The organism is Allobosea sp. P5_A5 (assembly GCF_056400625.1).
The window spans coordinates 104,813-130,722 of sequence record NZ_JBFUKY010000008.1; the positions used below are offsets into that span (position 1 = coordinate 104,813).

Sequence of the window (25,910 nt, forward strand, 5' to 3'; positions counted from 1 at the left end):
AGACGCGGTGGGCCGGCAAACCATGTCAGGACCCGCCCGGCATTGACGCTGCGCTTTCCGGCCCGATGATTTAAGCAGGAGCCCATGCTCCGCCGCGCCACCCCCGCTCTGATGATCCTCGGTACGGGATCGAATGTCGGCAAATCGCTGATCGTCGCCGGTTTATGCCGGCTCTTTGCCGATCGCGGCCTGAAGGTCAGGCCGTTCAAGCCGCAAAACATGTCGAACAATGCCGCCGCGACGGCTTTCGGCGAGATCGGCCGCGCCCAGGCGCTACAAGCGCGCGCGGCCCGAATCACGCCGCATCCGGACATGAATCCCGTCCTGCTCAAGCCCGAAGGCGAACAAGGCAGTCAGGTCATCCTGCAAGGCCGCGTCGCCGGGCGGCTGGCCTCGCGCGATTTCGCGCGCCGGGGCGACTGGCTGCCGACGGTGCTGGAAAGTTTCGAACGCCTCGGGCATGACGCCGACCTGATCCTCGTCGAGGGCGCGGGCTCGCCAGCCGAGACCAATCTGCGGGCTCGCGATATCGCCAATCTCGGCTTTGCCCGTGCCGCCAATGTGCCGGCCATCATCATCGGCGATATCGATCGCGGCGGCGTCATCGCGAGCCTGGTCGGCACCCATGCGGTGCTCGACGCCGACGACCGCGCCATGATCCGCGGTTTCGCGGTCAATCGATTTCGGGGCGCGGTGGAGCTGTTCCGGCCCGGCGTCGATACGATCACCGCCGCCACCGGCTGGCGCTGCCTCGGCGTGGTGCCATGGTTTTCCGCGGCGAGCCGTCTGCCGGCCGAAGACGGGCTCGACCTCGCGAGCGAGCGCAGGCCCGGCGCGCGTCTCAAGATCGTGGTTCCCGTGCTGCCCGGCATCGCCAATTTCGACGATCTGGACCCGCTGAAGCTGGAGGCCGATGTCGATCTCGGCCTGATCCGGACCGGACAGCCCCTGCCCGGCGATGCCGATCTCGTCATCCTGCCGGGCTCGAAGACGACGCTGCGCGATCTCGCGGCGCTGCGCCAAGAAGGCTGGGATATCGATATCCAGGCGCATCGGCGCCGGGGCGGCCATGTGCTGGGGCTCTGCGGGGGCTATCAAATGCTCGGCCGGGTCGTCCGCGATCCGCTCGGGCTGGAAGGGCCGGCCGGCGAGGCGCCGGGACTGGGCCTGCTCGATGTCGAGACCACGCTCGACCGCGACAAGACGGTGCGCGAGGTCGCGGTCGCCCATCATTCGAGCGCGAGCCATGGCCGGGCTTACGAAATCCATCTCGGACGAACCGAGGGGGCCGATACCTTTCGGGCTCCGTTCAGCGTCGACGACCGGCCGGAAGGCGCGGCAAGCCCGGACGGGCGCGTCGTCGGCAGCTACCTTCACGGGCTTTTCACGTCGGATTCGCTGCGGTCTGCCTGGCTCGGGACGATCGGCGGCGCGCGCCCTGCCGGCGGCCTGAACTATGAGGGCGCAGTGGACGACACGCTGGACGCGCTAGCCCGGCATCTGGCCGAGCATCTCGATGTCGATGCCCTTTTAGGCTTGGCCCTGGAACGCTGCCGCCGTTCGAGCTGAGCCGGCTCGGTTGTCAGCGGGTTGTCAACATCCGTTCAGCCTGGATTCATTCTCAGCGCGCTAAAAACCATAGATAAGACATCATGTTGACGAATGATGAAATTCGTCATAGCGATAATACGCTTCTTTTTTCACCTGCATGCAGAGTAACGGCCGCGTCGTGAGCCAGACCGAACGCGATACCAGGCAGACGATCGTCGACACGGCCGAGCGGTTCTTCCGTGACATCGGCTATCAGAAAACGACTGTAGCGGACATCGCCAAGTCGCTGCGGATGAGCCCGGCGAATGTCTATCGCTTCTTCGATTCGAAGAAGTCGATCAACGAGGCCGTGCTTGATCGCTTCAAGCGCGAGCAGGAAGAGGCGATCATCGCCATCGCCGAGCAGGATCGGCCGGCGGCCGAGCGTCTGCGTGATATTCTGGCGACGTCCTTCCGGCTGAACGCCGCCCGCTTTGCCGGCCATGCCCGCATGCAGGAGATGGTGTGCGCGGCGATGGAGCAAAGCTGGGATGCGATCCTGGCGCATATCGAACGGTTCGACGTGGTGCTGCGCCGTGTGGTGGCCGACGGCGTCGCCCGCGGGGAGTTCCGCGAGATCGACCCGACCCATGCAACCGGCTGCATCCGGGTGGCGATGCTGCGCTTCATGCACCCGCTGCTGATCACCCAGTGCGAGTTCATTCCCGGCCCCTCCTCCGACGAGATGATCGCCTTCGTGTTGCGCGGGCTCGAGGCGCGCTCCGACCATGGCTGAGCGCACCCCGGGCGCGCGCGTTGACAAGCCATGACGGGAGCGGGATACCCCGCCTGACATGGCCATACCGCCCAAGCACAATCTGAAGAAGCTCGCCGTCGTCCTCCATGACCTCGTGGTGACGGCGCTGGCGATCTGGCTCGTCTTCGTCATCCGCTTCGAAGGGTGGCTGCTCGACGAGCATCTGCGCTATCTGCCGCGCTTCCTGCCGTTCTTCGTGGTCTATGCCGGGCTGGTCTACTGGTTTTTCTCACTCTACCGGTCGAAATGGCGCTTCGCCTCGCTTCCCGACCTGTCGAACATCGTCAAGGCCGTCTCGATCCTGACGGTCAGCCTGCTTGCGATCGACTATGTGCTGGTGACCCCGGATCTCTACGGCGGGTTCTATTTCGGCAAGATCTCGATCGCGCTGTATTGGCTTGTCCAGATCTCCCTGCTGGGCGGGCCGCGCCTGGCCTATCGCTATTTCAAATATGCCCGGACCCGGACCTCCGCCGAGCGTGACGCCACCTTGCCGGCGCTGCTCCTCGGTCGCGGCGTCGAGGTCGAAATGGTCATCAGGGCGATGGAGGCCGGCACGATGCGGCGTTTGCGCCCGACCGGTATCCTCTCCCCGCGCCCCGACGATCTCGGCCAGTCGATCCGTGGCGTGCCGGTCCTCGGCCTGCTCTCCGACATGGAACGGGTCGCCGAAGAGGCCACGATCAGGGGCGAGGGCTATCGCCGCATCGTCGCGACGCCGTCCGCGCTTTTGCCGGAGGCGCAGCCCGACAAATGGCTGAAGCAGACGCGCAAGCTCTCCTTGCCGATCTCGCGGATCGAGTCGCCCGGCGAAGGCACGCGCGACACCGATGTCGCGCCGCTCGAGATCGAGGATCTGCTGGTGCGCTCGACCGTCGCGATCGATCGCGTCCGCCTCGGCAGCTTTCTCGCTGGCAAGCGCGTCATCGTCACCGGCGGCGGCGGCTCGATCGGTTCCGAGATCTGCTTGCGTTGCGCCGCGTTCGGAGCCTCCGAACTGCTCGTTGTCGAGGGGTCGGAGCCGGCCCTGTTCCAGATCACCGAACAGCTCTCCGTCAAGGCGGAGCGGACGTTGGTATCGGGCGCGCTCGCCGATGTGCGAGACCGCGAGCGCATCATGCCGCTTTTCGCCGAATTCCGGCCCGACATCGTGATCCATGCCGCCGCGCTCAAGCACGTGCCCTATCTGGAGACGGACTGGAGCGAGGGCATCAAGACCAATATCTTCGGCTCCGTGAACGTCACCGATGCAGCGATCGCGGCTGGCGCCACGACCTTCGTGCTGATCTCGACCGACAAGGCGATCGAGCCGGTCTCGATGCTGGGCGCGACCAAACGCTTCGCCGAAATCTATGCGCAATCGCGGGATGCGGAATTCATCGCAGCGCCGTCCGGCGTGCGCCTCGTCGCGGTCCGTTTCGGCAATGTGCTGGGCTCGGCCGGCTCCGTCGTGCCGAAATTCAAGGCGCAGATCGCGCGAGGCGGGCCGATCACCGTCACCAGCCCAGACATGATCCGCTATTTCATGACCATCCGCGAGGCCTGTGACCTCGTGCTGACCGCAGCCTCGCATACGCGCACGCTTGCAGCGGACGCCGAGCGCGCGGCGGTCTACGTGCTCAAGATGGGCCAGCCCGTGAAGATCATGGACCTGGCCGAGCGGATGATCCGGCTCGCCGGTTATGAGCCGGGCGAGGATATCGAGATCGTCGTCACCGGCGTCAGGCCGGGCGAGCGGCTGAACGAAATCCTGTTCGCGCGCGACGAACCGATGGCCGAGACCGGGCTCGACGGCGTGATGGCGGCCAAGCCGAGCTTCGCGGATCGCGCCCGGATCCAGAGCTGGCTGACGCGTCTGGACGAAGCCATTCACCAGGGCGATCGCGCGGCCGCCGATGCGGTACTAGTCGAGGCGATCCCGGATTTCAGCCGGCGCGGAGAGACGCTGCCAGCCGAGCCAGCGCTGCTTGCGCCTGTTCCGGTGGCTGCCAGCCAGCCCTGAGCAGGCGCTCGGGCCGGGCAATGAGGCTGCCCGCGAGCTTCAGAAACATCTCCTCGCGGCCCGCTGCTCGCGCAAGGCCGCGCAGCCAGCGTTCCGGAACCGGCAACAGGCCGGGAGAGCGACCCAGCCCTTGGCGCAAGGCCGCGATCATGTCCGCGACGCTGATCGGGGCGGGATCGGCGACGACATAGCTGTGACGCGGCGGGCAGCTTTCGCCCAGGGCGAACAGAATGGCGCTGGCGAGGTTTCCCACAGCCAGCAGCGAGCGCGGCGCCCGCAACCCGCCAAGCGGCAAGGGCAGCGGTAGATTTGCCAGACGCAACAGCGCGGCCATGTTGGCCTTGACGCCCGGCCCATAGATCAGGACCGGCCGCAATGCCACCCAGTCGAGGTCGAGTGCGGCAAGGCCCTGCTCGGCCGCGAGCTTCGAACGGCCATAAATGTCACCGGGCGCCGGGACGGCATCCTCGGAGAGCGGGGGACCGTCGAAGGCGCCCGTCAGGGCCTTGATCGAGGAGAGATAGACGAAACGGCGCACCCCTGCAGCTTGGGCGGCACGCGCCAGCGCCAGCGTCGTGTCCGTATTGACACGACGATAGAGCGCCTCGTCGAGGCCGGGCCCGGCATGGGCCAGACCGGCCATGTGGACGACATGGTCGACGTCCCGCACGGCGTCGGTCCAGTCGACCGCTCCCGACAAATCGCCGATCAGGACAATCTCCGCCCCTGCCCTCGATGCTTCCGGGCGACGTTGCGCGAGGCGCAAGCGATAGCCTGCAGCCGTCAGAGCTGCCACGACATGGGGGCCGACGAAGCCGGTCGCGCCGGTGAGCAGGACACGTTTCTCAGCCATGAAGCCGACGCGGGCGCGAGAAGCTGCGCAGCAGCCAGGCGGTCAGGATGGCAGCCAGCAGCAGCCCTGTGACCTGAACCCAAAGTCGCGAGTCGAGGATGGTGAGCGCAGCGAGCCCGGCCAGGATGATGTTGAGGCCGGCAATACGCCCGACCACGGCCAGCACACTGAAACCGTTCGTCGTCGCCTGCTGATAGAAATGCGAGCGATGCGCTTCCCAGACCTTCTCACCTCCCGCTAGCCTTCGCAGCAGCGTAAGGGTCGCGTCCGTGATCGCATATAGGGGCAGGATGATCGCGGCCGCGAACGCGCCTGTTCCGGCCAGGCGGTAAAGCAGGTAGGCGCCAAGCAGGCCCAGCGGCAGCGAGCCGACATCGCCGAGGAAAAGCCGCGCCACGGGCCGGTTGAAGGGGGCGAAACCGAGCAGGCCGCCGCAGAGCGCAGCCGCCAGCCAGCCCGTGGCGGGATCGACGACGCCGGCCATGCCGCTCAGCGCGATCATCATGGTCAGGGGGAGGAAGCCGGCAACGGTGACCCAATCGAGCCCGTCGATGAAGTTGACGAGGTTGACGAACCAGACTCCGGCCAGCAGCGCCAGGCCGCGCTCGATCGGCAGCGGCAGCGTATCCGGGAACAGACGCAATTCAGGAGCCGCACGCATCAGGACGAAGCCGACACAAGCGGCCTGCAGAATAAGCCGAAGGCTCGCCGGCAGCGGGCGGATATCGTCCCAGGCGCCAATGAGCGCGAGGACCATGGCCCCGCCAAGGACGACGAGGAGGGAACGCCAGGCTTCCCCTCCGGGTGGAGCGATGAGGAGCACAACGACGAGGCCCAGGATGACGCCCAGGAGCACCGCGATGCCGCCGCCCTGGGGCGTCGGCGTCGTGTGGCTCGAGCGCGCATTGGGTCGCGCCAGCGCGTAACGGATCAGCAGAGGCCGCAACAGAACGCACGACATCGCCGCCGCGGCTGCGGCGACGATGGCGATCGAAAAGGGGAGGAACGAAGGGATCAAGGTGGCCGCACCATAAAGCGGCCGGCTGAAAAACCTAGTGCCCCGCGTACTGTCCCAGGCGGAGACTTACTGCTTGAAGCCGATCAGCACGCCGTCGGCGCCGAGCGAAAGCTGAAGACCCTGACGACGCGTGGTGAGCCGCAGCGTCACGCCCTTGTCGTTCTGGAGCCAGACCGAGCCACGGCCGGCGCGACCGACCGCCCAGCCTTCCTTGAGCTGCACATAGGCGCCGGCGAAATCGGACGTCTGGCGCAGACCGTAGACGGTGCCCGAAGCGACGGTGCGCGAAGCGCCGATGGTCCCGATACCAAGCCCGCCAACCGTGATCGGATAGGCCTTACCGCGATAACGCAGCGTGCCGCCGCCCACTTCGCCCGAGGCGATGAAGCCGGCCTGGACCTGCTCGATCCGCACCGTGCCGGTCGACGGACCGAGCGTCTTCGGCTGCGCGAGAGCGGGGGTCGACAGCATCGCGACAGCGGCAAGCGAAAGGACGGTCTGTTTGAAATTCATCATGGCTTTACTCCTTGCGCCTTGTGCGGCGGCGCACCATCAACCCGCGAAAAGCGATTTCGATCCCCAGGGCCCGAACAATATCCGCCGAAGGTTCCGCGCGGGGCGCACCGAAGCGCGCTGGCGCACGTAGGCGGGCCTGCGCTCAAGCGCCGGAACGGACCGGACACGGCTCCGTTCTTTGCTCGACCCCCTCATGACGGAGCTTCACAATGGCCGATGATCGATCCCATCTCACGCGCCGCAACCTCGTCGGCGCAGCGGGTACCGGGCTGGTGGCGGCCGCGGCGAGCGGCCAGGCCGCCGCGCAGTCCAGCCCTGCGACAGCCCAGCCCTTGACCGACCCGACATCAAAATATCCCCGGCCGCCCTTCGAAAAGCAGTCGCAGCCTTGGCCGGGTATGGCGAGCAAGATGAATCCAAGGCCCGACCATGGCGAGCAGAGCTATAAAGGGTCCGGCCGTCTCGCGGGCCGCCGGGCGCTGATCACCGGCGGCGATTCCGGGATGGGACGTGCCGCTGCGATCGCCTATGCCCGCGAGGGAGCGGATGTCGCGATCAACTATCACCCCGACGAGGAGCCGGATGCGCGCGAGGTGGTCGAGCTGATCAGAGCCGCAGGGCGCAAGGCGGTCGCTTTGCCCGGCGATCTGCGCAGCGCGGAATTCTGCGCCAAGCTCGTCGAAGATGCCGTCGCGGCCTTGGGCGGCCTGGACATCGTCGTCAGCAACGCGGCACGTCAGCAGACGAAGGCCTCGGTGCTCGACATCTCCAACGACGAGTTCGATGCCACCATCAAGACGAACATCTACGCGCCGTTCTGGATCATCAAGGCCGCGTTGCCGCACCTGAAGCCGGGCTCATGCATCATCGGCACCACCTCGGAGCAGGCGACGGACCCCTCCGCCGAACTTTATGACTATGCCCAGACCAAAGCCGCGACCACGAGCTATGTGAAGTCGCTGGCCAAGCAACTCGGCCCCAAGGGCATCCGCGTCAACGGCGTCGCGCCCGGTCCGATCTGGACGCCGCTACAGGTCAGCGGAGGCGCAACCCAGGAGAAGCTGCAGAAATTCGGCGGCATGACCGCGCTGGGCCGGCCGGGACAGCCGGCGGAGCTCGCATCAATCTATGTCCAGCTCGCAGCCCCCGATGCCAGCTTCACCACCGGTGGCATCTATGGAGCGAATGGCGGCGGAACGGTCAGCAGCTAAAGCGGGGTCGACCTCTCTGCGACAGTTTCCGCTCGGCAGGCGTCATTTTAAGAAACGAAGGTCATCGCGGGCGAAGCCCGTGATGACGCCGTAACCGGGGCTATAAGGCCCCGCCCGTCGCTGCGAAGGCAGCTATTTCGAGCCGCGCTTCTTTCGATCGTCTTTTTCCGGCTCGGCTGTCGATTTCGTCGATCGGGCGAGGCTCGAAATCGCGAGGGCCGGCTTGCCGGATTTCTCCGAGATGAGCTGATCCTGTTCCGCGATGGCCGTCCGGGCCGGCTCGTCGCCATCGAGCCCGCCGAGAAGCGCGGTCGGGACACGCCGATTCGATGTTCTCGACCCGTCCTCATAGGCCACATCGAACATCGTGAACTCGGTGTCGAGGGCTTTGGATTTGGTGCGTTTCGCCACTGCAGTTCCTTTCTACCCAGCCCGTCCCGTCGACAATCCCGCCACCGGTGCCCGTCGCCGCCGCGACGCTGACCTGGACATGCAAGGAAACGTCGACCCAGCCCGGATCGGCTTGATCAAAATCACGCGGCCTATCGGGGCCGAAATCAGGGTTTCAGCTTGAACGTCCAACTGAAAGACGAGCAAATGCGGAACTTTAAGGAAGAAATTTTGGTGGAGCCAAGCGGGATCGAACCGCTGACCTCCTGCATGCCATGCAGGCGCTCTCCCAGCTGAGCTATGGCCCCACTTGCAACGATCGGTCTGGATTCGATCGTCGATCCGGTTATCGCACCGCCTTGGCGGTGATGTCCGGGCCGCCTTGCGGCGACGCAGCGCTCTATAGGCGGCCCGGACTGAAGACACAAGCGGCGATTGTCGCCTCGTCGTCATCTTTTTGCGAGCTTAAGGCTCAGTTGTCTTCGTCGCCCTCGATCTCGCCGTCGATCAGGTCGGCGACATCGTCATCACCTTCCTCGTCTTCTTCGAGGAAGGTGTCGTCGTCTTCCTCGTCGTCGTCACCGATCTCGTCCTCGACCTCGATGTCGTCCTCGCTGGTGACGACAGCTTCCTTCTCGGTCGCCTCGGCGTCGGCATCCTCCAAGGAGACGAGCTCGACGGCGCCGTCGGCGGCCTCCGTCTCCTCTTCCTCTTCCTGAGGTTTGGGAGCCGGGGCCGGTGCCGCCTTGGCCTGCGGCTCGAACATCGAGAGGGGGTAAGCCTGGCCCGTATAAGGCGAGACGACAGGGTCTTTATTCAAATCGTAGAACTTGCGACCCGTGACCGGGCAAACGCGCTTCGTTCCGAGTTCCGGTTTCGCCACTGCGTCGGACCCTTCAACTATTATGTTCTGAAAAGCAGGCGCGTCCGTTAGTCGGGGCAGACGGCCCTGTCAAATCTTCATTTGCCGATGGGGCCGTCCGCAACGGTTGGAGCCGGGCTTTCCGCATGCATTTGGCAGGCCGCGAAGGGGCATGCTAGGCCGGACGCTTGTCAGCAGCGAGCCCTGTCCAAAGCGCAACGGCCGAGATATCCCACCATCATGACCCCGTTCTCTCCAAGGCGCGCCGCGACGGCACGCCGACCGGCCGCTTCATGGGCGACGCATCGTCGCGCCTCGCCACCCGCACACCGGTCATCGTCGATGACGGCGCGATGATCGCAGCCGGCTTCCCAGGCTTCGCCGCACGTTCGAACGGGCGCGGAGGCCATCTCGCATGAGAGCCGGCGGGATGCGGCCCAACCTCGTCATCGCCGTCGACGGCCCGGCTGCCTCCGGCAAGGGGACGCTGGCGCGCCGGCTGGCCGCGCATTACGGCCTGCCCTATCTCGACACGGGGCTGCTCTATCGCATGGTCGCGCGGGCCATGCTCGATGCCGACCATGACATCCGCGACGCCGATGCCGCCGCCACGATCGTCGGCAGCTTCGACGAGCGCGCTTTTCCTGAAGAGCGGCTGCGCGGGCGCGAGATCGGCGAGGCCGCATCCGTCGTCGCCGCGATGCCGGCGGTGCGCGCCGGCCTGCTCGCCCGCCAGCGGCGCTTCGCGGCCCAGCCGGGCGGAGCCGTGCTGGACGGGCGCGATATCGGCACCGTGATCTGCCCGGAGGCCTCCGCCAAGCTCTTCGTCACCGCGACACCGGAGGTGCGCGCGGCGCGGCGTTTCAAGGAGCTGGTCGGGCGCGGCGAGGCGGTGACGCAAGAGGGTATCCTCGCCGACATCCGGCGACGCGACGCCCGTGATTCCGGCCGCAGCGACGCGCCGCTCAAGGCGGCGGAGGACGCCGTGCCGCTCGACACCTCCGCGCTCGGCGTGGAAGAGGTGCTGGCGGCCGCGATCGGCATCGTCGAAAGCCGGCGGGTCACCTGACCGGCCGCAAAACGCTGCTCGCGATTTTGCTACCACGCGGCCCCTGTAGAGCCGGCGTTTGAGGCTTGGCCTGCGGGCCTGGCCAGCGCACAGTCTCCGTCCCGATGCGATGCGGAGGCGGCGATGCGGCAAAGGCTGTTGGGTCTCTCTTGTCTGGCGGCCGCCGCTATGTGGAGCGCTTCGGCAGCCCTGTCCCAGACGACCGGGGGGGCATCCGAGGAGGTCGACGTCGCGCTCATCCTCGCGGTCGACATCTCCTATTCGATGGACCCCGACGAACTCGCCTTGCAGCGCAACGGCTATATCGAGGCGTTCCGCTCCAAGGAATTGCAGGACGCGATCGGCAAGGGCGCCATCGGCAAGATCGCCGTGGCCTATGTGGAATGGGCCGGCAGTGGCCTCCAGCACATCGTGCGGCCCTGGAAGATCATCGACGGCCCTGCCGCCGCCAACGCCTTTGCCGAGGAGCTGGCCGAGGCGCCGACCCGGCGTGGCCGGCGCACCTCGATCTCGGCGGCGATCGATCTCGGCGTGAAACTCTTCGAGGAGGCGAACGTCACGGCGGCGCGGCGCGTGATCGACATCTCCGGCGACGGCGCCAACAATGACGGCCGCCCCGTCACGGCCGCGCGCGATGAGGCCGGGGCCAAGGGCATCGCCATCAACGGCCTGCCGGTGATGCTGAAGCAGGGCGGATATTTCGATATCGACAACCTCGACGTCTACTACAAGGACTGCGTCGTCACGGGCATCGGCGCCTTCGTCATCCCGATCCGCGAGAAGCACCAGTTCGTCGATGCGACGCGGACGAAGCTCGTGCGCGAGATCGCCGAAATCCCGCCCGATGCGACGATCCAGAAGGCGCAGGCCGGCAGTTCCGCGACCTGCCTCGCCGGAGAGCGGCAATGGCGCGAGCGGATGGGGAATTGAGGGATTTCGCTTCCCTTCTCCCCTTGCGGGAGACGGTGGCTCGGCGAAGCCGAGACGGATGAGGGGCCGCGCGACCTAACCGTCATTGCAAGGAACGAAGCGACGAAGCAATCCCGAGCGGCCGTGCTCTACGCCCCTGGATTGCTTCGCTGCGCTCGCAATGACGGGAAGCACGGCGCGACCCCTCATCCGCCTGCCGGCACCTTCTCCCGCAAGGGGAGAAGGGATCGCGAGCGCCGCCACGAGTGCTGAGTTACGTCCCGCGCGGCTTGGCCCGTGTCGTCGGCAAGGCGGCCGCCGGATCGTCCGGCCAGAGATGGCGGGGGTAGCGGCCCTTCATCTCGGTCTTCACCGCGGCCCACGAGCCACGCCAGAAACCCGGCAGGTCGCGGGTGATCTGAACCGGCTTGTGACCGGGCGAGAGCAGTTCCAGCACCAGCGGCACGCGGCCCCCCGCCAAGGCCGGATGGACGCCAAGCCCATAAAGCTCCTGCACGCGCACCGCGATCGTCGGACCGGCTTCCGCCGCATAATCCACCGCGAGCGAGGAGCCCGTCGGCGCCGTGAAATGCGTCGGGGCCTCGGTATCGAGCCTGCGCTTCATCTCCCAGGGCAACAGCGACGCCAAGGCGGAATCGAGATCGGAGGCCTGGATCGCCGCGAGCGAGGCGCGACCGAGGATGTGCGGCGCGAGCCAGTGTTCGGGCCCGCCAGCCAAGCCTTCGTCACCAGCCAGACCTTCGTCGGAAAGATCGGGCCAGCCCTGCTCCGTCGCGGCCTTGCGCAAGAACGCGACGCGCTCGCGCAGCTGGTTCTGGCCCTTCGTCCAGGGCAGAAGGCCGACGCCAACTCCGGCGACGCCTTTGGCAAGCGCCTCAGCATTCCCCGGCGTATCGGCGACAGGCAATGGCCGCTCGGAGAGCGACAGGGCGCCGTAACGGCGCACCGCCCGCACCCGCAAGGCGCGCGCCGGCCGATCGAAGCTCGCTTCCTCGCGCTCGTCAATGGCGAACGGCGCGAGACCCTGCCCGACCAGCATCGTAATGTCGGCTTCGGTGATCGCGGCGGCGGCCATGATGCGGGCCTGCTGTGCCGAGCCGGTCATGTCGGCCACGACGAGATAGGGCTCGCGCGCCAGACGCTGCGAGGCTTCCATGATCGCGCCGCGACCGTTGGCGAGGAGATATTGCCCCGAGCCCGGCACGCGCGCCTTGGCAACGCGGTCGGGATAGGCGAAAGCGAGCAGCAGGCCGGGCGACAGGGTTCCGGCGTTCGCCTCGATTTTCGCATGTCGTTCGGCGGTGCGAGCCCAGCCCTCGGCGAGGCGGCGCATGTCGCCGGCGCGGCCGCCACGCTCGCGACCGAGTCGGTCGAGCCGCTCGGTCAAATCGGTCGCATCGCCGCCCAGGCCGCGCTCCACGAGCAGGGCGGCGACCTCGGCCGCCACGCCGGCCTGTCCGAACCGAACAGCGGCCAGCACCATTCGCGCCAGACGCGGCGGCAAGGGCAACGACTGGAGGGCGCGGCCCTCAGACGTGATCCGTCCGTCGCCATCGAGCGCGCCGATAGCCGTGAGCAGCGCCCTTGCCTCTTTCAGAGCCGGCACCGGCGGCGGATCGAGAAAGGCGAGGCTGGTCGGATCGGTGAGGCCCCAGGCCGCACAGTCGAGCAGCAAGGGCGCGAGATCGGCGGAGAGAATTTCCGGGCGAGCGAAGGCCTCGAGCGCGCCGGTCGCGGCCTCCTCCCACAAGCGATAGCAGATGCCCGGCTCGGTGCGCCCGGCGCGGCCCCGGCGCTGATCGGCGGCGGCACGACTGACGCGGCGCGTTTCCAAGCGGGTGATGCCGATATCGGGCTCGTAGACCGGCACGCGGGCAAGGCCGGAATCGATCACCACCCGCACGCCTTCGATCGTCAGCGAGGTTTCGGCGATGGCGGTGGCGAGCACGACCTTGCGCTTGCCTGCAGGGACCGGCAGCACGGCGCGGTCCTGCTCGCGCTGGTCGAGCGCGCCATAAAGCGGTGCGATTTCCACGGAAGCGTCACGCAGTTTCTCGCGCAAGCGCTCCTCGACGCGGCGGATTTCACCCTGACCGGGCAGGAAGACGAGTTGTGAGCCCAGTTGCTCGTTCAGCGCCAGCAGGATCGTCTCGACGACCTGATCCTCGATGCGCTTCAGCGGGTCGCGGCCGCGATGGCGCGTCTCGACCGGAAAGGCGCGGCCTTCGCTCTCGATCACCGGCGCATCGCCGAGCAGTTTCGCGACGCGGGCTCCATCGAGCGTCGCCGACATCACCAGAATGCGCAGATCCTCGCGCAAGCCGCCTTGCGCGTCGAGCGCCAGCGCGAGCCCGAAATCGGCGTCGAGCGAACGCTCGTGGAACTCGTCGAAGAGTACGGCGGCGATGCCCTCCAGCGCGGGATCGTCGAGGATCATCCGGGCGAAGACGCCTTCGGTCACGACCTCGATCCGGGTCTCGGGCCCGATCTTCGAACCCAGCCGCACGCGAAGCCCGACGGTTTCGCCGACCCGTTCCCCCAGCGTTTGCGCCATGCGGTTCGCGGCGCCGCGCGCGGCGAGCCGGCGCGGCTCCAGCACGATCAGCTTGCCGGCTTTCGTCCAGGGCTCGTCCAGCAGGGCAAGGGGCACGCGCGTGGTCTTGCCGGCCCCGGGCGGGGCGACCAGCACGGCATTCGATCGGGCGCGCAGGCTGGCGGCGAGATCGCCGAGCACGGCGTCGATCGGAAGGGGCGTGTCGAAGGCGCGCATCGCTCCGCGATGTGGCGCAGGCGGGCTTGCGACGCAACCCACTCGCCAGCCTTCGCTCGCCATGCTAACCGCAGGCGCATGACAGATTTGAAGACCGAGACCGGCCAGACCCGCATCCGCAGACGCTTCGAGGCCTGCGCCCGCGAGGGCCGGGCCGCGCTGGTGACCTTCGTGACGGCCGGCGACCCCGATCTCGAAACGTCGAGCGCCATTCTCGCCGCCCTGCCCGGCGCTGGCGCCGACCTGATCGAACTTGGCGTGCCCTTCACCGACCCGATGGCGGACGGCATCCCGGTGCAGCTCGCCGGCCAACGGGCGCTCAAGGCCGGCCAGACCCTGAGGAAGACGCTCGCGATGGTCGAGGCCTTCCGCCAGGCCGGCCACGACACGCCGATCGTGCTGATGGGCTACTACAACCCAATCTATGTCTATGGCGTCGAACGCTTCCTCGTGGATGCGCGCCGCAGCGGCGTGGACGGGCTGATCGTGGTCGACCTGCCTCCTGAGGAGGATGCCGAGCTTTGCCTGCCGGCGCTGGCTGCCGGGATCAGCTTCATCCGGCTGGCGACACCGACCACCGACGACAAGCGCCTGCCCAAGGTGCTGCAGAACACTTCCGGCTTCGTCTATTATGTTTCAGTGACCGGCGTGACCGGCGGCGCCATCGCCGATTACGGCGCGGTCGGCGAAGCGGTAACGCGGATCAAGCGGCATACCGAACTGCCGGTCGCGGTCGGCTTCGGCGTGAAGACAGCGATCGATGCCGAGACCATCGCCAAAAGCGCGGATGGCGTGGTGGTCGGTTCGGCGCTGGTCGAGCGCATCCGCCTCTCGCTCGACGCCGAGGGCAAGGCCACGGAAAAGACCGTTTCGGCTGTCACCTCGCTCGTCGAAGAGTTGGCTTCCGGCGTGCGCAAGGCCGCGAAGGCGGCCTGAAACCCGTTCGAACCGGGCCAGGACGCTTGGCGGAAACGCCGCGACGGCCCATCTCCTGCATGACGGCGCCTCGTGCCGCCGCAACGATCAGGGATATCTGACCGATGAACTGGATTTCCGAAGTCGTCCGGCCGCGCATCAAGACGCTGTTCAAGCGCGAGAGCCCGGAAAATCTTTGGATCAAATGCCCCGATTCCGGGCAGATGGTCTTCCACAAGGACGTCGAGGCCAATGCCTATGTCATCCCCGGCTCGGAACACCACATGCGCGTCACCGCGCCGGAGCGGCTGCGCCTGACCTTCGACGAAGGCAAATGGCTCGACGTCGCGCTGCCGGATGCGCCGACCGATCCGCTGAAGTTTCGCGACGAGAAGCGCTATATCGACCGGCTGAAGGACGCCCGGACCAAGACCGGCGCGCAAGACGCCTTCAAGGTCGGCTATGGCCGGGTCAAGGGCCTGGCGATGACCATCGCGGCGCAGGATTTCCATTTCATGGGCGGTTCGCTCGGCATGGCGGCGGGCGAAGCCTTCATCAAGGGCGCCGAAACCGCTCTTGAAAAGAAAACTCCCTATGTCGTTTTCGCGGCCTCCGGCGGCGCGCGCATGCAGGAAGGCATTCTCTCGCTGATGCAACTGCCGCGCACGACCGTGGCGGTGCGGCGCCTGCGTGCGGCCGGCCTGCCCTATTTCGTCGTGCTGACGAACCCGACGACCGGCGGCGTCACCGCCTCCTACGCCATGCTGGGCGATATCCACATCGCCGAGCCCGGCGCGCTGATCGGCTTTGCCGGACCCCGCGTGATCGAGCAAACCATCCGCGAGAAGCTGCCGGACGGCTTCCAGCGCTCCGAATACCTGAAGGATCACGGCATGGTCGACATGGTCGTCCACCGCCGCGAGATCCCCGAGCTGCTGGCGCGGCTTGGCCGGCTGCTGACGAAGCAGCCTGCGGCGCCCGCCCAGGCCGTGACCGCCGCGGCACCGGTCGAGGCCGTGGCCGAGGCGGTCTGAGCGCCCGCGGGAAGCGCATCATGGGCTCGTCCGACACGCTGCTCGCGCGCTTCATGGCGCTGCATCCCAAGCTGATCGATCTTTCGCTCGGCCGCATCCTGACGCTGCTGGAAAAGCTCGGCGATCCGCAAAAGCGCCTGCCGCCGGTGATCCATGTCGCCGGCACCAACGGCAAGGGCTCGACCATCGCCTTCATGCGGGCGATCCTGGAAGCTGCCGGCCTGTCCGTGCATGTCTACATCTCGCCCCATCTCGTGCGCTTTCACGAACGCATCCGCCTGGGCGCGCCGGGCGGCGGGCATTTCGTCGACGAGGATAAGCTGGTCGCGGCGTTCGAACGCTGCGAGGCGGCCAATGCCGGCGATTCGATCACCTTCTTCGAGATGACCACGGCGGCCGCGATGCTGCTTTTCGCCGAGAACAAGGCCGATGTGCTGCTGCTCGAAGTCGGGCTCGGCGGGCGCTTCGACGCGACCAACATCATCGCTCACCCGGCCTGCACGGTGGTGACACCGGTCTCGCTCGACCATTCCGAATATCTCGGCGACACCGTCACCAAGATCGCAGGCGAAAAGGCCGGCATCTTCAAGCGCGGCGCCCCGGCGGTGATCGCGCCGCAGGAGCCCGAGCAGACGGCGGTGCTGGAAGCCGCGGCCGAGCGGGCCGGCGCATCCAGAATTCTGGTCGGCGCGCAGGATTTCAATGTCCACGAGGCCGGCGGTCGGCTGGTCTATGAGGATCAGGACGCGCTGCTCGACCTGCCCCTGCCACGGCTTTCCGGCCGCCATCAGCACATCAATGCCGGCACCGCGATCGCGGCGCTCAGGGCGGCCGGTTATGGCGCCCTGCCGGCGCGGGTCTTCGAACAGGGCATGCGCAATGCCGACTGGCCGGCGCGGCTGCAGCGGCTTTCGCGCGGGCATCTCGCCGAGCTCGTGCCCGAGCGGGCGGAACTCTGGCTCGATGGCGGGCACAACCCCGATGGCGGGCGCGTGCTGGCCCAGGCGATGGCGGATCTTGCCGACCGCAACCCGGCACCGCTCGTGATGATCGCAGGGCTGCTGTCGACCAAGGACGCCACGGCGACATTGGGGCATTTCAAGGGGCTGGCGCAGGTGCTCCATGCCGTGCCGATCCAGAACTCGCTCGCGGCCCGCCCGGCCGCCGAGGTCGCGGAGGCCGCGCGGGAAGCGGGCCTTGCGGCCGAGGTGTCCGGCTCCGTCGAGCAGGCGCTGCGGACGATCGCGGCACAGGATTGGCCGGTCCCGCCGCGCATCCTGATCTGCGGCTCCTTGTATCTCGCCGGCGAGGTGCTTTCGGCCAACGGCACACCGCCGGTCTGATTATCTTGCCGTCCCGAGGAAGCCGACCTGCCGGAGGAAGGCATCGACCTCTGCGGCCCAGCTCTCGGTCGCGCGGATATAGCGGTGGCCGTCCGCGCCATAAGCGGGCGCGGCCACGAAGCGCGCCCGGCCGCCTGCGCCGGTGAAAGCGCGGTAAAGCCGCTGTGCGAGGTCCGGGCCGAAGAAGCGGTCGTTGACGCTGTAGACCCACAGTTCCGGCACGCGCGAGCCGCGACCGTAGCGCGCAGCGGCAGCGATCAATTCCTCCGGCTTGCAGACATCGTCCGGGCCGCGTGAGCCGCGCCCGCCGGCGAAATTCACGACCCCGACGAGCCCCTTGAGCGGCCGCGACGCCGCCGCGAGCGAACCCCAGCCACCGGCTGACACGCCCATCAGCACGATTCTGCGAGGATCGGCGTCAGGCCGCGATGACACCGCCAGCGCTGCAGCCCGAATGTCTCCGCGCTCGCAAGTCCCGCCTGACCGTAGCGCGCCCCATTGCAGCCGCCGTAATCCTCGGCCCATGGCGAAGGCTGCGGGCCGTAACCGCGCCGGATCGGGGCCCCGACAAGGATGCCGCGTCCGGCAAGGCTCGCGGCCACGCCGCTCAACGTGTTCCGCCCAAAGTCGCGCCGCTCCGCGGCATTGCGGGGGCTGCCATGGGACAGGATGAGAACAGGAAAAGGTCCCGGCCCCGGCGGCACATAGAGATGGACCGGCACCGCTGCGCCGGCCACGCGGACGGACGCTTCCTCGCGTTGCTGGGCATAAGCGGGCCCGCCGATGGGCAGCGACAGGACCGCAAACGCACCCAGCGCCAAGGCGGCTTGGAACATTCGGCGATTGCGGAGGCTGAAGGTAGGCATGGTAAGGCTTCCGCAGGAGACGGCGATGACCAAACAGAATGACACCGGATGGCGCGATGTCGCAAGGATCGGCCAGGGCAGCTGGTATATCGAGCGTGGCGACAAGACAGAGGCTGTCGCGGCGCTGCGGCGCGGGCTCGATCTCGGGCTCAACCATATCGACACTGCCGAGATGTATGGCGATGGTCGCTCCGAGGCGATCATCGGCGAGGCCATCGCCGGACGGCGCGACGAGGTCTTCCTGGTCTCGAAGGTGCTGCCGCATAACGCCTCGAAGGCGGGTGTGCGCGCTGCCTGCGAACGCTCGCTGAAGCATCTGCGCACCGACCGCCTCGACAGCTATCTGCTGCATTGGCGCGGGCCGCATCCGCTGGAAGAGACCTTCGCCGCGTTCGAGGCGCTGAGGCGGGACGGCAAGATCCTGTCCTGGGGCGTCAGCAATTTCGATGAGGACGATCTCGACGAGGCGCTGACGGTCGCAGGCGCAGGCCAGATCGCCTGTAATCAGGTGCTCTACCATCTGGGCGAACGCGCGATCGAGCACGCGGTCATTCCCTGGTGCGAACGCCATGGCGTCGCCGTCACCGCCTACAGCCCCTTCGGACATCATGATTTCCCGGAGGCCGCGAGCGCGCGGGGACGCATCCTCGCGGAGATCGCCAGCGGCCATGGCGCGACGGCGCGGCAGGTCGCGCTCGCCTTCCTGACGCGCCGTCCCTCCGTCTTCGCGATTCCGAAAGCGGCGAGCCTCGCGCATGTCGAGGACAATGCCGGGGCGCTTCAAATCCGTTTGACGGAGGCCGAGACCGCGCGCCTCGACGCCGCCTTCCCGCGCGGGCGAAAGCCAAGCTCCCTGCCGATGATCTGAACGGCTGGAAACCACGATCCGAATCGCTGCTTTACAGCGCGCCGGCGCCGGGCTTTCCTAGAGTCAGGGCGACGGCCGCGAGAGCCTTAGACAACGCCCGCCAAAACAGTGTGTGTTTTCGGAGTTGCGGGCGATGCGTCGTATTCTCGGCCTGATGGCCGTTCTTTTCGTGTCCTTCTGCGGCATCGCCTCGGCGCAGGCCGGCGTCGATGTGAAGGTCGACATCGCCGCACAGCGGATGACCGTGACCACGAGCGAGGGCGAGGTTTACAACTGGGCGATCTCGTCCGGCCGGCAGGGTTTTCGCTCGCCGAACGGGGTCTATCGCCCGACGCGTCTGGAAAAGAACTGGTACTCGCGGAAATATGGCGGCGCGATGCCCTATGCCGTCTTCTTCCGGGGCGGCTACGCGATCCATGGCACGAGTTCGGTCGGGGCGCTCGGCCGCCCGGCCTCGCATGGGTGCATTCGCCTTCACCCGGCCAACGCCGCCAAGTTCTTCGCTCTGGTGAAGAAGCACGGCTCCAGCCAGACCCGCATCGCGCTGAACGGCGCCGCGACGGATAATCTCTCGCGCTTCGCCAAAGCCGCGCAGCCGCGCAAAGCGACGCTGGCCCAGGCTCCCGTCATCGCAGCGGTTGCGACTGTGTTTCGCGGCGAAACCCTGCTCGTCCCCGCCCGAACCGCCCGCGCCCAGATTGTCGGCGGCACGACGGCAAGGACCCAGCTCGTAAAGGCCGAGATCACGAGCGCCAAAATTGCGAAGGTCAATTTCGCCAAAGCCAAGATCGCGAACGCCAAAATCGCGAACACCAAGATCGCCAAGGCCCGATCGCATCGGCATCAGTCGCTCGGCATCGCGCAGCAGCGGCGCGGTGGCGCGGGCTGGGAAGCCGCACGCGGGCAGATCCTGCTTCGCCCTGCTCTGCCGGCCAGTGCCTATGGCTACCAGCCCTATGGCCCCTCGGGGTATGTCTATGGGCCGGGCTGGCGCTAGGGTCTGGCGGAAACGATCATAGCAGCGAAGGCCTGATCCTGATCCAGCCCTCCAAGGTCTCACCCGGTGCAAGCCTGGTCAGGGGCGATGCAGCACGGGCCGCGGCTTCGCTCGGGGCACCGATGGCGTGGCTCTGCGGCTCGACGCAGAGGAAATCCGCGCCCGGCGGCGCCCAGACCACGGGACAGGCGAGATTGGTGCTTGCGGTGAGATCGATCGCAAGCCCGGTGGACGGCGTCTCGATGCGGGCAAGGCCGTCCCAGCCGAGGAAGCTCCAGGCCGTGACCGTCTCGCTGCGAAATCGCGGGTTATCGGCGTAAGGGCCGCCATCGGCGAGCGCCTGCCGGCCCGTGGCGCGGAAGGCTTCGCCGAACATCAGAGCGTCGGTCGCCCGCATCGTCAGGCGCGTGTCGGCGGCGCAGGGGAACCACGGGTGATGGCCGATTCCGTAGGGTAGTGCCCGGTCCGCCTCGTTCGTCACCGCGAACCGAATGGTCATACCGTCGTCGTCGAGACCGATCTCCTGCCGCGCGCGGTAGCGATAAGGGTCCGCCCCGTCCGTTCGCCGATGCTCGAGCAGGGTATGACCCCGGTCATACCGCAGAATCTCCCAGGCCGACTGCCAGCCGAATCCATGGATCGCGCCGCCGGGATCGTTCTTCGGCACCAGAAAGCTCTCGGAGCCGTCGTCGATCAGCTCGCCGAAGGCGCGGTTGGCGAAGGGCAGCATCGCCCAGGTGCCGCCATGGTTGGGCTCCGCCATCGATGGCTCGCGCGGGAGCGGCCTCAGCACAGGACGGTCACGTCCATCCGGACCCCGCCAATCGAGCCGCGCCACGATGCCACCGATCTCCGGCAGGATCGTGGCCTTGAGACCTGCGGCTTCGAGCTCGACCATCGTCCATCCCCATCAACCCGGTCGGCAGCATCAGGCGCAGCGCGTCTCGAAACAAGCGGCCGGGGCCCGCGCCTCCCTTGACCATAAGTGCGGGCGCGGGGACAGTGCCGGCCCTGCCGGAGCCTGCCATGCCCACACCGTTGATCGCACTCGATTGGGGGACCACCCGTGCGCGTGCCTTTCTGATCTCGCCCTCGGGCGAAGTGCTGCAGCGGCGCGTCGCTGACCAGGGTATCCAATCGGTTCCCGATGGTGGTTACCCCGATGCCTTCGAGAGCTTGGCGGGCGATTTCCGGCGCGAGGCCCCCGATGCAGCCATTGTGCTCGCTGGCATGGTCGGAAGCCGCAACGGTTGGGTCGAGGCCTCCTACGTCGCCTGTCCAGCCTCCGCCGAAGCGGTGGCGGCTGCAGCCATCACGGTCGAGCTCAGCGAAGGGACCTCTGCCACGATCGTGCCGGGGTTGAGCTGCGACGAGGGCGCCTTCGACGTGATGCGCGGCGAGGAGACGCTGGTCTTCGGCCTTGGCCTGCGGGACGGGTTGATCTGCCTGCCGGGCACGCATTCGAAATGGGCCGAGATCCGTGACGGCCGCGTCACGCGCTTCGCCAGCTTCATGACCGGCGAGGTCTACGGCCTGCTGCGCAACGATTCGATCCTGGCCAGGCTCGCGCAGGCGCCGGAGGGCGAAGATGCAGCCCGTGGGGCCGAGCGTGGCCGGGCCGCGGCGGGACGCCCTGCCGGCTTGCTGAACAACGCCTTCGCGGCGCGCACCGAAGTGCTGGCCGGCCGCATGGCCGCAGGCGAGGTCGGCCCCTTTCTCTCCGCACTGCTGGTCGGGCAGGAGATCGCCGGGGCGCAGGCGCTTTTCGGGCCAAGCCAGGAGGTTCATCTGGTCGCGGACGGCGCTCTGGCGGAAAGTTATGGCGCGGGCCTTGCGGCGGCCGGCATCGCCGCCATCGTCACCACGCCTGAATCTGCTTTCGTCGCCGGTGTATGCCGCCTGTCGGCGGGGCTCGTCACATGATCCTCGTCTTCGGCTCGATCAATATCGACCTCGTGACGCGGGTCGAGCGCCTGCCTGGCGCCGGCGAAACCGTGATGGGTCCTGATTATGCGATCCACCCCGGCGGCAAGGGCGCTAACCAGGCGCTCGCCGCGCGGCGCGCCGGCGCGGATGTGGTTCTGGTCGGGGCAGTCGGCCGCGATGATTTCGCCGATACGGCGTTGTTGCTGCTGGCTACGGATGGCGTCGCGCTCGACGGGGTCGCACGCGTCGATGCTCCGACGGGCGCGGCCTTCATCGCGATCGACCGCGACGGCGCGAACCAGATCGTGGTGGCGGCGGGCGCCAATGCCCACGCCGATGCGGGCGAGTTCGATCGCCTGGACCTGGGCGAAAACGACATCCTGCTGCTGCAACGGGAAGTGCCGGAGCTGGCCTGCACCGCGGCAGCAGTGGCCGTGAAACGGGCGGGAGGCCGTGTCGTCCTCAACCTTGCGCCGGCTGGCGCTCCGGCCGAGGCGCTTCTGGCGATGCTCGATATCCTGATCGTCAACGAGCATGAGGCCGTCGTGCTGGCAGAAGGTTTCGGCTGGCCGGAGCGCGACCCCGACGCTATCGCACGCAGGATGGACGCCGAACGCGGCATCGTCTGCGTGGCGACGCTGGGCGCAGACGGGGTCGTCGGCTGGGCTGGCGGTGTCAGACGCCGCCTGCCCGCGCCACAGGTCGCGGTCGTCGATACGGTCGCGGCCGGGGATAGTTTCGCCGGTGCCTTCGCCGCAGCGCTTTCCGCCGGGCTGGGCTTTTCGGCGGCATTGCAGCGCGGCCTGGCGGCAGGGTCCCTCGCCTGCACGCAAGCGGGCGCGCAGCCCAGTATTCCGCGCGCCGGGGCGATCGACGCTCTGGTCGGCGAGGCTTTTCTGTAACGCCTTTAAGCCCGGGTTAAGCGTTTGCGCGACGCCTGCGGCTCAGAGCCGCTATGCCGGCATTCTGCGCGCGTCGCGTTCACGATTCATCAGGGCGACACGGCAGAGGATGCCGTTCTCGAAAAGGGAGCCTGTTTGACGTGTCGAACCCGACGAACTGGGCCCTAGGTGTCGCCGGCGCCGCCATCGCGGTGGCGCTGAGCTATACGCACTGGCTGGCGCCGAGGGTCGAAGCGGAGACGCCACAGGCCACGAGACAGGCCCCAGCCACGGCAGCCCCGGGCCAGCGCATGCCCGCGACGCTGGCCGTGGCGGCCAATTATCAAGGCCATTATCTGGTCCACCCGACGGTGGACAATTATCATATCAAGATGATGGTCGACACCGGAGCCAGCGTCGTCGCGCTGACGGAGGAAGATGCGCAGGCGCTCGGCATCACGGCCGGCGCCACCAGCCGAAGGGTCACGCTGAGCACCGCCAACGGCGCGGTCAGCGGGTTTCGAACCGTGCTGAAGGAAATCCGTCTCGGCGAGATCGTCGTGCGCAATGTCGATGCGGTGGTGTTGCCAAAGGGCGCGCTCGGCATCAGCCTGCTCGGCAACTCGTTTTTGGGCAAGCTGACGGGTTACGAGGTCCAGACGGGGCGCATGGTGTTGCGCGGCTGAGCGAGGCGCATTGATCCGAGCGACGCACCAGATTGACTGGCGCGGGACTTGGCCAGTTCTTGACTGCCGACAACGCAATTCTGCCATCCGACAGGTCGCCGACGTAGCGTCAGAAGATGGGACAAGGGTTGGTGCCGACGAGCGAGACCTGCTCGATGCTGAGCGAGCCCTGCGCCTGTGCACCGCGCGGACGGGTGTAGATCGGATCATCACCAAGCGTGAAGCTGCCTGAGATCACATAGCCGGTGATCGGCGTGTAGACGTAGCTCGCCTTCGCCATAATGACCGACGTATTCGGCACGCGCACGCTGTCGGGAACGGTCACGGTGGCACCTCGCGCCAGTGCGACGCTGTTGCGCTGGCTGCTCCAGCAGACACGGGCCACGCCGCTCGCGTCGATAACGATGTTGGTCAGCGACATCTTCGTGCCAGCGCCGGAGTACGGCGCCATGATCATCTGAGACGCATCGAAGATATTGCCCAGATCCGCCGCCGAGACGGACGAGGCTCGCGCAGTCAGGTCCGCCAGCGCCGAGGTCAGCTGGGTCACTTTCCGGCTCGTCATGACCATCGTGGAAACGTCGACCGTGCCGGTATAGGCCACCAGCATGACGGGAAAGACCATCGCGAACTCGACGATGGCAACGCCTTTCCGGTCTCGCCGAAAGGCGCTCAGTCGCTTCGAAAGCTCGCTGGTCAACATGCGGGTTCGCCTCATGGAATATCGTCAACTCCCTGCCGGGGGCGGGGCCGGCGTGCCATTGACGAAAGGCTCCGCGCGGAACGTCACCGTTGACACCAGCGCGCGGTGCCCGGCGCCGATATTGGCCAGCGAGGTCGATGCCCAGGACGTCAGGAAAAGCTGATAATCGAGCACCGCCCGGGCCACGATGATCTGGCCCGGCTGAGGCTGGTTATAGCTGAAGCCATTGGTGTTGAGGGCCCCACCGGATACCGCGCTGCCCGTACCGGCCGTCGCATTCGCGAAGCTTGTGAAGACTTTGACGTCGACACTGAGCTTCGAGCAATCGATCAGCCCAATCGGTGCCAGCGCACAGATGTCGTTTCGGAACGCCTGCGCATTCACGGCGGGATTGGTCGACGTATACCGGCTCACCGCCTGACCGGTCAGAAGACGCCGCGACACCTGACTCAGCGATTCCTCGAGAATCTGGCTTGTCCAAAACATCAGCGCTGTTTCGAAGATGGCGAAGAGCAGCGCAATGAACGGGACCGCGACTAACCCGAATTCGACAGCGGTAGCGCCCTGCTCCGACCGCCGGAAGCGGCGCAGGAGAGGGTTTGGCCAACGGCTGACCGCGTCTGACCGCTCCTGACGAAAAGAAGTTGAACTCATGACGCGAGAACCCGTCCGAACCCGGAGCGCATGCACCGTTCGACAAGAGATACCGCGAAAGGATTGCCGATCGGTTATGCCGAGGCGAGGCAGAGCGGGTCGTCAGATATACCGGAGGTTTACCAACTTGCGCCTCGCAGGCGCGTTTGCTTGTAAGGCTATCGCCCGCTCACGCTCGGGTCACGCTTACTTCGGAACACCCGTCGACATCGCGTTGCGGCTCGATGCCTGGGCCGCGGTTTCGCCGAAATACTTCTGCCCATCACCGAGCTGGATGGAAGGCCGGCATTCCGGGCTGCAGGAGTAGCTCTCGCGGTCCATGCCCCGCTGCACGGTGACGACCGAATCCGAGGCCGAGCTCACCCGCACGAGCGATTCCGCAAGCAGCGTGCCGGAACTGTCCAGGGCGATCAGGTTCGTGACGCCGAAGCTCTTGCCCGTTACGATCATCACGCCGTTGCGCTGCACGGTGACATCGGCGATCGCGGGGTTGCCGACGATAACCGTCTGCGCCTTTTCCGGCAGCCGGACCACCTTGGCATGATCGACCAGGACGATGACACTATCGATGCTTGTTGATTGGGGAGCGGCGATCGCCGCGCCGGCGACCAGCGACAAGAGCGCCAGACCGATCAGCGACGACAGGACCGAACGTGCATCCAATACGGTCCGGACAGTGTCCATGGCGGCGCCTCGAAGCTTGTGACACCGCCATGGAAGCGCAAAATGATGAATCAAACGCTAAATCATGCCGAACTGGCAATTTGAGTAAGGCCCGAAGATCGGTTCGTAGGGGAAGGACGCCTCGGTCAACCCATAGAGGGTTCCGCTCCATAGAAGCAATGCGCCAGCTCGCAGCGCGATTGCAAATAGATTAACCAATTAATTCTGGTTTAAATTTTGAATATCGCCCGTATTACTATATTGATACACATCAATCGAACGTTAACCACAGGATAAACCCCGTTGGCTTTCCGCGAATTCTTCTGTCGATTTAACGGTTCGGCAAGATGGGCTGGGTAATGTCATTTTTGTCGCTGACCGAAGCCGATCCAGAGCGAAGGCAGCC

At 66.8% G+C, this 25,910-nt stretch carries 27 protein-coding genes and 1 tRNA gene; 15 read left to right on the forward strand and 13 right to left on the reverse strand.

All coding sequences use genetic code 11. The features are described from left to right. Positions 1-84: 84 nt before the first annotated feature. The 3 genes from AC1DR6_RS16460 to AC1DR6_RS16470 all read left to right on the forward strand — a co-directional run bounded on the left by AC1DR6_RS16460 (position 85) and on the right by AC1DR6_RS16470 (position 4,349). Positions 85-1,569, forward strand: a complete 1,485-nt coding sequence (locus tag AC1DR6_RS16460; protein ID WP_476830324.1) for a cobyric acid synthase — start codon at positions 85-87, stop codon at positions 1,567-1,569. Between the two features lie 160 nt (positions 1,570-1,729). Next, the gene (locus tag AC1DR6_RS16465; protein WP_476830325.1) at positions 1,730-2,326 is read left to right on the forward strand and encodes a TetR family transcriptional regulator; all 597 of its coding nucleotides are present in this window, start codon (positions 1,730-1,732) and stop codon (positions 2,324-2,326) included. A gap of 58 nt (positions 2,327-2,384) precedes the next feature. Beyond that, positions 2,385-4,349, forward strand: a complete 1,965-nt coding sequence (locus AC1DR6_RS16470) for an SDR family NAD(P)-dependent oxidoreductase (RefSeq protein ID WP_476830326.1) — start codon at positions 2,385-2,387, stop codon at positions 4,347-4,349. On the opposite strand, the gene AC1DR6_RS16475 is transcribed toward AC1DR6_RS16470, so the two are convergent. The 3 genes from AC1DR6_RS16475 to AC1DR6_RS16485 all read right to left on the reverse strand — a co-directional run bounded on the left by AC1DR6_RS16475 (position 4,273) and on the right by AC1DR6_RS16485 (position 6,736). Then, on the reverse strand, positions 4,273-5,202 hold the full coding sequence (locus AC1DR6_RS16475; RefSeq protein ID WP_476830327.1) for an NAD-dependent epimerase/dehydratase family protein: 930 nt from the start codon (positions 5,200-5,202) through the stop codon (positions 4,273-4,275). The genes AC1DR6_RS16470 and AC1DR6_RS16475 overlap by 77 nt on opposite strands. Beyond that, positions 5,195-6,217 carry an MraY family glycosyltransferase gene (locus tag AC1DR6_RS16480; RefSeq protein WP_476830456.1) on the reverse strand — a complete coding sequence of 341 codons (1,023 nt, stop codon included), beginning with the start codon at positions 6,215-6,217 and terminating at the stop codon, positions 5,195-5,197. Before AC1DR6_RS16480 ends, AC1DR6_RS16475 begins: the two co-directional genes overlap by 8 nt. Before the next feature lie 69 nt (positions 6,218-6,286). Further along, positions 6,287-6,736: a hypothetical protein gene (locus AC1DR6_RS16485; RefSeq protein WP_476830328.1), complete on the reverse strand. Its 450-nt coding sequence runs from the start codon at positions 6,734-6,736 to the stop codon at positions 6,287-6,289. A 209-nt stretch (positions 6,737-6,945) separates the two neighbouring features. Between AC1DR6_RS16485 and AC1DR6_RS16490 the strand changes: the two genes are divergently transcribed. Next, positions 6,946-7,947, forward strand: a complete 1,002-nt coding sequence (locus AC1DR6_RS16490) for an SDR family oxidoreductase (RefSeq protein ID WP_476830329.1) — start codon at positions 6,946-6,948, stop codon at positions 7,945-7,947. 132 nt (positions 7,948-8,079) lie between these two features. Here the strand turns inward: AC1DR6_RS16490 and AC1DR6_RS16495 are convergent, their stop codons facing one another. The 3 genes from AC1DR6_RS16495 to AC1DR6_RS16505 all read right to left on the reverse strand — a co-directional run bounded on the left by AC1DR6_RS16495 (position 8,080) and on the right by AC1DR6_RS16505 (position 9,220). Then, complete coding sequence (locus AC1DR6_RS16495; protein WP_476830457.1) at positions 8,080-8,313, reverse strand: hypothetical protein; 234 nt, start codon at positions 8,311-8,313, stop codon at positions 8,080-8,082. A 256-nt stretch (positions 8,314-8,569) separates the two neighbouring features. Further along, positions 8,570-8,645 (reverse strand) — tRNA-Ala (locus AC1DR6_RS16500). Positions 8,646-8,809: 164 nt separating this feature from the next. Continuing rightward, a complete protein-coding gene (locus AC1DR6_RS16505) occupies positions 8,810-9,220 on the reverse strand; it encodes a TIGR02300 family protein (protein ID WP_476830330.1) in 411 nt (136 codons plus the stop codon). A 167-nt stretch (positions 9,221-9,387) separates the two neighbouring features. Between AC1DR6_RS16505 and AC1DR6_RS16510 the strand changes: the two genes are divergently transcribed. The 3 genes from AC1DR6_RS16510 to AC1DR6_RS16520 all read left to right on the forward strand — a co-directional run bounded on the left by AC1DR6_RS16510 (position 9,388) and on the right by AC1DR6_RS16520 (position 11,198). Further along, a complete protein-coding gene (locus AC1DR6_RS16510) occupies positions 9,388-9,618 on the forward strand; it encodes a hypothetical protein (protein ID WP_476830331.1) in 231 nt (76 codons plus the stop codon). 11 nt (positions 9,619-9,629) lie between these two features. Next, positions 9,630-10,268, forward strand: coding sequence for a (d)CMP kinase (cmk, locus tag AC1DR6_RS16515; protein WP_476830332.1), 639 nt, complete (start codon positions 9,630-9,632; stop codon positions 10,266-10,268). Positions 10,269-10,391: 123 nt separating this feature from the next. Beyond that, the gene (locus AC1DR6_RS16520; protein ID WP_476830333.1) at positions 10,392-11,198 is read left to right on the forward strand and encodes a DUF1194 domain-containing protein; all 807 of its coding nucleotides are present in this window, start codon (positions 10,392-10,394) and stop codon (positions 11,196-11,198) included. 253 nt (positions 11,199-11,451) lie between these two features. Here AC1DR6_RS16520 and hrpB read toward each other — a convergent pair whose 3' ends face one another. After that, positions 11,452-13,968, reverse strand: coding sequence for an ATP-dependent helicase HrpB (hrpB, locus tag AC1DR6_RS16525; protein ID WP_476830334.1), 2,517 nt, complete (start codon positions 13,966-13,968; stop codon positions 11,452-11,454). A gap of 78 nt (positions 13,969-14,046) precedes the next feature. On the opposite strand from hrpB, the gene trpA reads away from it, so the two are divergent. From trpA to AC1DR6_RS16540, 3 genes are all read left to right on the forward strand, one after another. Beyond that, the gene (gene trpA / locus AC1DR6_RS16530) at positions 14,047-14,904 is read left to right on the forward strand and encodes a tryptophan synthase subunit alpha (protein WP_476830335.1); all 858 of its coding nucleotides are present in this window, start codon (positions 14,047-14,049) and stop codon (positions 14,902-14,904) included. A 104-nt stretch (positions 14,905-15,008) separates the two neighbouring features. After that, positions 15,009-15,917, forward strand: coding sequence for an acetyl-CoA carboxylase, carboxyltransferase subunit beta (gene accD, locus AC1DR6_RS16535; protein ID WP_476830336.1), 909 nt, complete (start codon positions 15,009-15,011; stop codon positions 15,915-15,917). A gap of 20 nt (positions 15,918-15,937) precedes the next feature. Further along, a complete protein-coding gene (locus AC1DR6_RS16540; protein ID WP_476830337.1) occupies positions 15,938-17,260 on the forward strand; it encodes a bifunctional folylpolyglutamate synthase/dihydrofolate synthase in 1,323 nt (440 codons plus the stop codon). Here the strand turns inward: AC1DR6_RS16540 and AC1DR6_RS16545 are convergent, their stop codons facing one another. Together AC1DR6_RS16545 and AC1DR6_RS16550 are read right to left on the reverse strand one after the other, a co-directional pair. After that, on the reverse strand, positions 17,261-17,653 hold the full coding sequence (locus AC1DR6_RS16545) for an alpha/beta hydrolase (protein WP_476830338.1): 393 nt from the start codon (positions 17,651-17,653) through the stop codon (positions 17,261-17,263). Continuing rightward, the gene (locus AC1DR6_RS16550) at positions 17,653-18,126 is read right to left on the reverse strand and encodes a hypothetical protein (protein ID WP_476830339.1); all 474 of its coding nucleotides are present in this window, start codon (positions 18,124-18,126) and stop codon (positions 17,653-17,655) included. Before AC1DR6_RS16550 ends, AC1DR6_RS16545 begins: the two co-directional genes overlap by 1 nt. A 25-nt stretch (positions 18,127-18,151) precedes the next feature. Between AC1DR6_RS16550 and AC1DR6_RS16555 the strand changes: the two genes are divergently transcribed. Together AC1DR6_RS16555 and AC1DR6_RS16560 are read left to right on the forward strand one after the other, a co-directional pair. Continuing rightward, positions 18,152-18,994, forward strand: coding sequence for an aldo/keto reductase (locus AC1DR6_RS16555; RefSeq protein ID WP_476830340.1), 843 nt, complete (start codon positions 18,152-18,154; stop codon positions 18,992-18,994). A 133-nt stretch (positions 18,995-19,127) separates the two neighbouring features. Further along, a complete protein-coding gene (locus AC1DR6_RS16560; protein ID WP_476830341.1) occupies positions 19,128-19,991 on the forward strand; it encodes a L,D-transpeptidase family protein in 864 nt (287 codons plus the stop codon). 16 nt (positions 19,992-20,007) lie between these two features. Here AC1DR6_RS16560 and AC1DR6_RS16565 read toward each other — a convergent pair whose 3' ends face one another. After that, the gene (locus tag AC1DR6_RS16565; protein WP_476830342.1) at positions 20,008-20,889 is read right to left on the reverse strand and encodes an aldose epimerase family protein; all 882 of its coding nucleotides are present in this window, start codon (positions 20,887-20,889) and stop codon (positions 20,008-20,010) included. A 128-nt stretch (positions 20,890-21,017) separates the two neighbouring features. Here AC1DR6_RS16565 and AC1DR6_RS16570 point away from each other — a divergent pair, with 128 nt between their 5' ends. The 3 genes from AC1DR6_RS16570 (at position 21,018) to AC1DR6_RS16580 (ending at position 23,484) form a co-directional block, all read left to right on the forward strand. After that, positions 21,018-21,914, forward strand: a complete 897-nt coding sequence (locus AC1DR6_RS16570) for a 2-dehydro-3-deoxygalactonokinase (RefSeq protein WP_476830343.1) — start codon at positions 21,018-21,020, stop codon at positions 21,912-21,914. Further along, positions 21,911-22,819: a ribokinase gene (locus tag AC1DR6_RS16575; RefSeq protein ID WP_476830344.1), complete on the forward strand. Its 909-nt coding sequence runs from the start codon at positions 21,911-21,913 to the stop codon at positions 22,817-22,819. The genes AC1DR6_RS16570 and AC1DR6_RS16575 overlap by 4 nt, the downstream gene beginning before the upstream one ends. A gap of 140 nt (positions 22,820-22,959) precedes the next feature. Further along, positions 22,960-23,484 carry a retropepsin-like aspartic protease family protein gene (locus tag AC1DR6_RS16580; RefSeq protein WP_476830345.1) on the forward strand — a complete coding sequence of 175 codons (525 nt, stop codon included), beginning with the start codon at positions 22,960-22,962 and terminating at the stop codon, positions 23,482-23,484. A 109-nt stretch (positions 23,485-23,593) separates the two neighbouring features. Here the strand turns inward: AC1DR6_RS16580 and AC1DR6_RS16585 are convergent, their stop codons facing one another. The 3 genes from AC1DR6_RS16585 to AC1DR6_RS16595 all read right to left on the reverse strand — a co-directional run bounded on the left by AC1DR6_RS16585 (position 23,594) and on the right by AC1DR6_RS16595 (position 25,525). Continuing rightward, positions 23,594-24,187: a TadE/TadG family type IV pilus assembly protein gene (locus tag AC1DR6_RS16585; protein WP_476830346.1), complete on the reverse strand. Its 594-nt coding sequence runs from the start codon at positions 24,185-24,187 to the stop codon at positions 23,594-23,596. A gap of 24 nt (positions 24,188-24,211) precedes the next feature. Further along, positions 24,212-24,877 (reverse strand): TadE/TadG family type IV pilus assembly protein, encoded by a 666-nt coding sequence (locus AC1DR6_RS16590; protein WP_476830347.1) that lies wholly within the window; start codon positions 24,875-24,877, stop codon positions 24,212-24,214. A 150-nt stretch (positions 24,878-25,027) separates the two neighbouring features. Further along, positions 25,028-25,525 (reverse strand): pilus assembly protein N-terminal domain-containing protein, encoded by a 498-nt coding sequence (locus AC1DR6_RS16595; protein ID WP_476830348.1) that lies wholly within the window; start codon positions 25,523-25,525, stop codon positions 25,028-25,030. Between the last annotated feature and the right edge of the window lie 385 nt (positions 25,526-25,910).

Coding starts and splice junctions, on each gene's coding strand:
- AC1DR6_RS16460 (WP_476830324.1), top strand. CDS start 85: ATGCTCCGCCGCGCCACCCCCGCTCTGATGATCCTCGGTACGGGATCG.
- AC1DR6_RS16470 (WP_476830326.1), top strand. CDS start 2,385: ATGGCCATACCGCCCAAGCACAATCTGAAGAAGCTCGCCGTCGTCCTC.
- AC1DR6_RS16475 (WP_476830327.1), bottom strand. CDS start 5,202: ATGGCTGAGAAACGTGTCCTGCTCACCGGCGCGACCGGCTTCGTCGGC.
- AC1DR6_RS16485 (WP_476830328.1), bottom strand. CDS start 6,736: ATGATGAATTTCAAACAGACCGTCCTTTCGCTTGCCGCTGTCGCGATG.
- AC1DR6_RS16490 (WP_476830329.1), top strand. CDS start 6,946: ATGGCCGATGATCGATCCCATCTCACGCGCCGCAACCTCGTCGGCGCA.
- AC1DR6_RS16495 (WP_476830457.1), bottom strand. CDS start 8,313: ATGTTCGATGTGGCCTATGAGGACGGGTCGAGAACATCGAATCGGCGT.
- cmk (WP_476830332.1), top strand. CDS start 9,630: ATGCGGCCCAACCTCGTCATCGCCGTCGACGGCCCGGCTGCCTCCGGC.
- AC1DR6_RS16520 (WP_476830333.1), top strand. CDS start 10,392: ATGCGGCAAAGGCTGTTGGGTCTCTCTTGTCTGGCGGCCGCCGCTATG.
- hrpB (WP_476830334.1), bottom strand. CDS start 13,968: ATGCGCGCCTTCGACACGCCCCTTCCGATCGACGCCGTGCTCGGCGAT.
- trpA (WP_476830335.1), top strand. CDS start 14,047: ATGACAGATTTGAAGACCGAGACCGGCCAGACCCGCATCCGCAGACGC.
- accD (WP_476830336.1), top strand. CDS start 15,009: ATGAACTGGATTTCCGAAGTCGTCCGGCCGCGCATCAAGACGCTGTTC.
- AC1DR6_RS16540 (WP_476830337.1), top strand. CDS start 15,938: ATGGGCTCGTCCGACACGCTGCTCGCGCGCTTCATGGCGCTGCATCCC.
- AC1DR6_RS16545 (WP_476830338.1), bottom strand. CDS start 17,653: ATGGGCGTGTCAGCCGGTGGCTGGGGTTCGCTCGCGGCGGCGTCGCGG.
- AC1DR6_RS16550 (WP_476830339.1), bottom strand. CDS start 18,126: ATGCCTACCTTCAGCCTCCGCAATCGCCGAATGTTCCAAGCCGCCTTG.
- AC1DR6_RS16555 (WP_476830340.1), top strand. CDS start 18,152: ATGACCAAACAGAATGACACCGGATGGCGCGATGTCGCAAGGATCGGC.
- AC1DR6_RS16560 (WP_476830341.1), top strand. CDS start 19,128: ATGCGTCGTATTCTCGGCCTGATGGCCGTTCTTTTCGTGTCCTTCTGC.
- AC1DR6_RS16565 (WP_476830342.1), bottom strand. CDS start 20,889: ATGGTCGAGCTCGAAGCCGCAGGTCTCAAGGCCACGATCCTGCCGGAG.
- AC1DR6_RS16570 (WP_476830343.1), top strand. CDS start 21,018: ATGCCCACACCGTTGATCGCACTCGATTGGGGGACCACCCGTGCGCGT.
- AC1DR6_RS16575 (WP_476830344.1), top strand. CDS start 21,911: ATGATCCTCGTCTTCGGCTCGATCAATATCGACCTCGTGACGCGGGTC.
- AC1DR6_RS16585 (WP_476830346.1), bottom strand. CDS start 24,187: ATGTTGACCAGCGAGCTTTCGAAGCGACTGAGCGCCTTTCGGCGAGAC.
- AC1DR6_RS16595 (WP_476830348.1), bottom strand. CDS start 25,525: ATGGACACTGTCCGGACCGTATTGGATGCACGTTCGGTCCTGTCGTCG.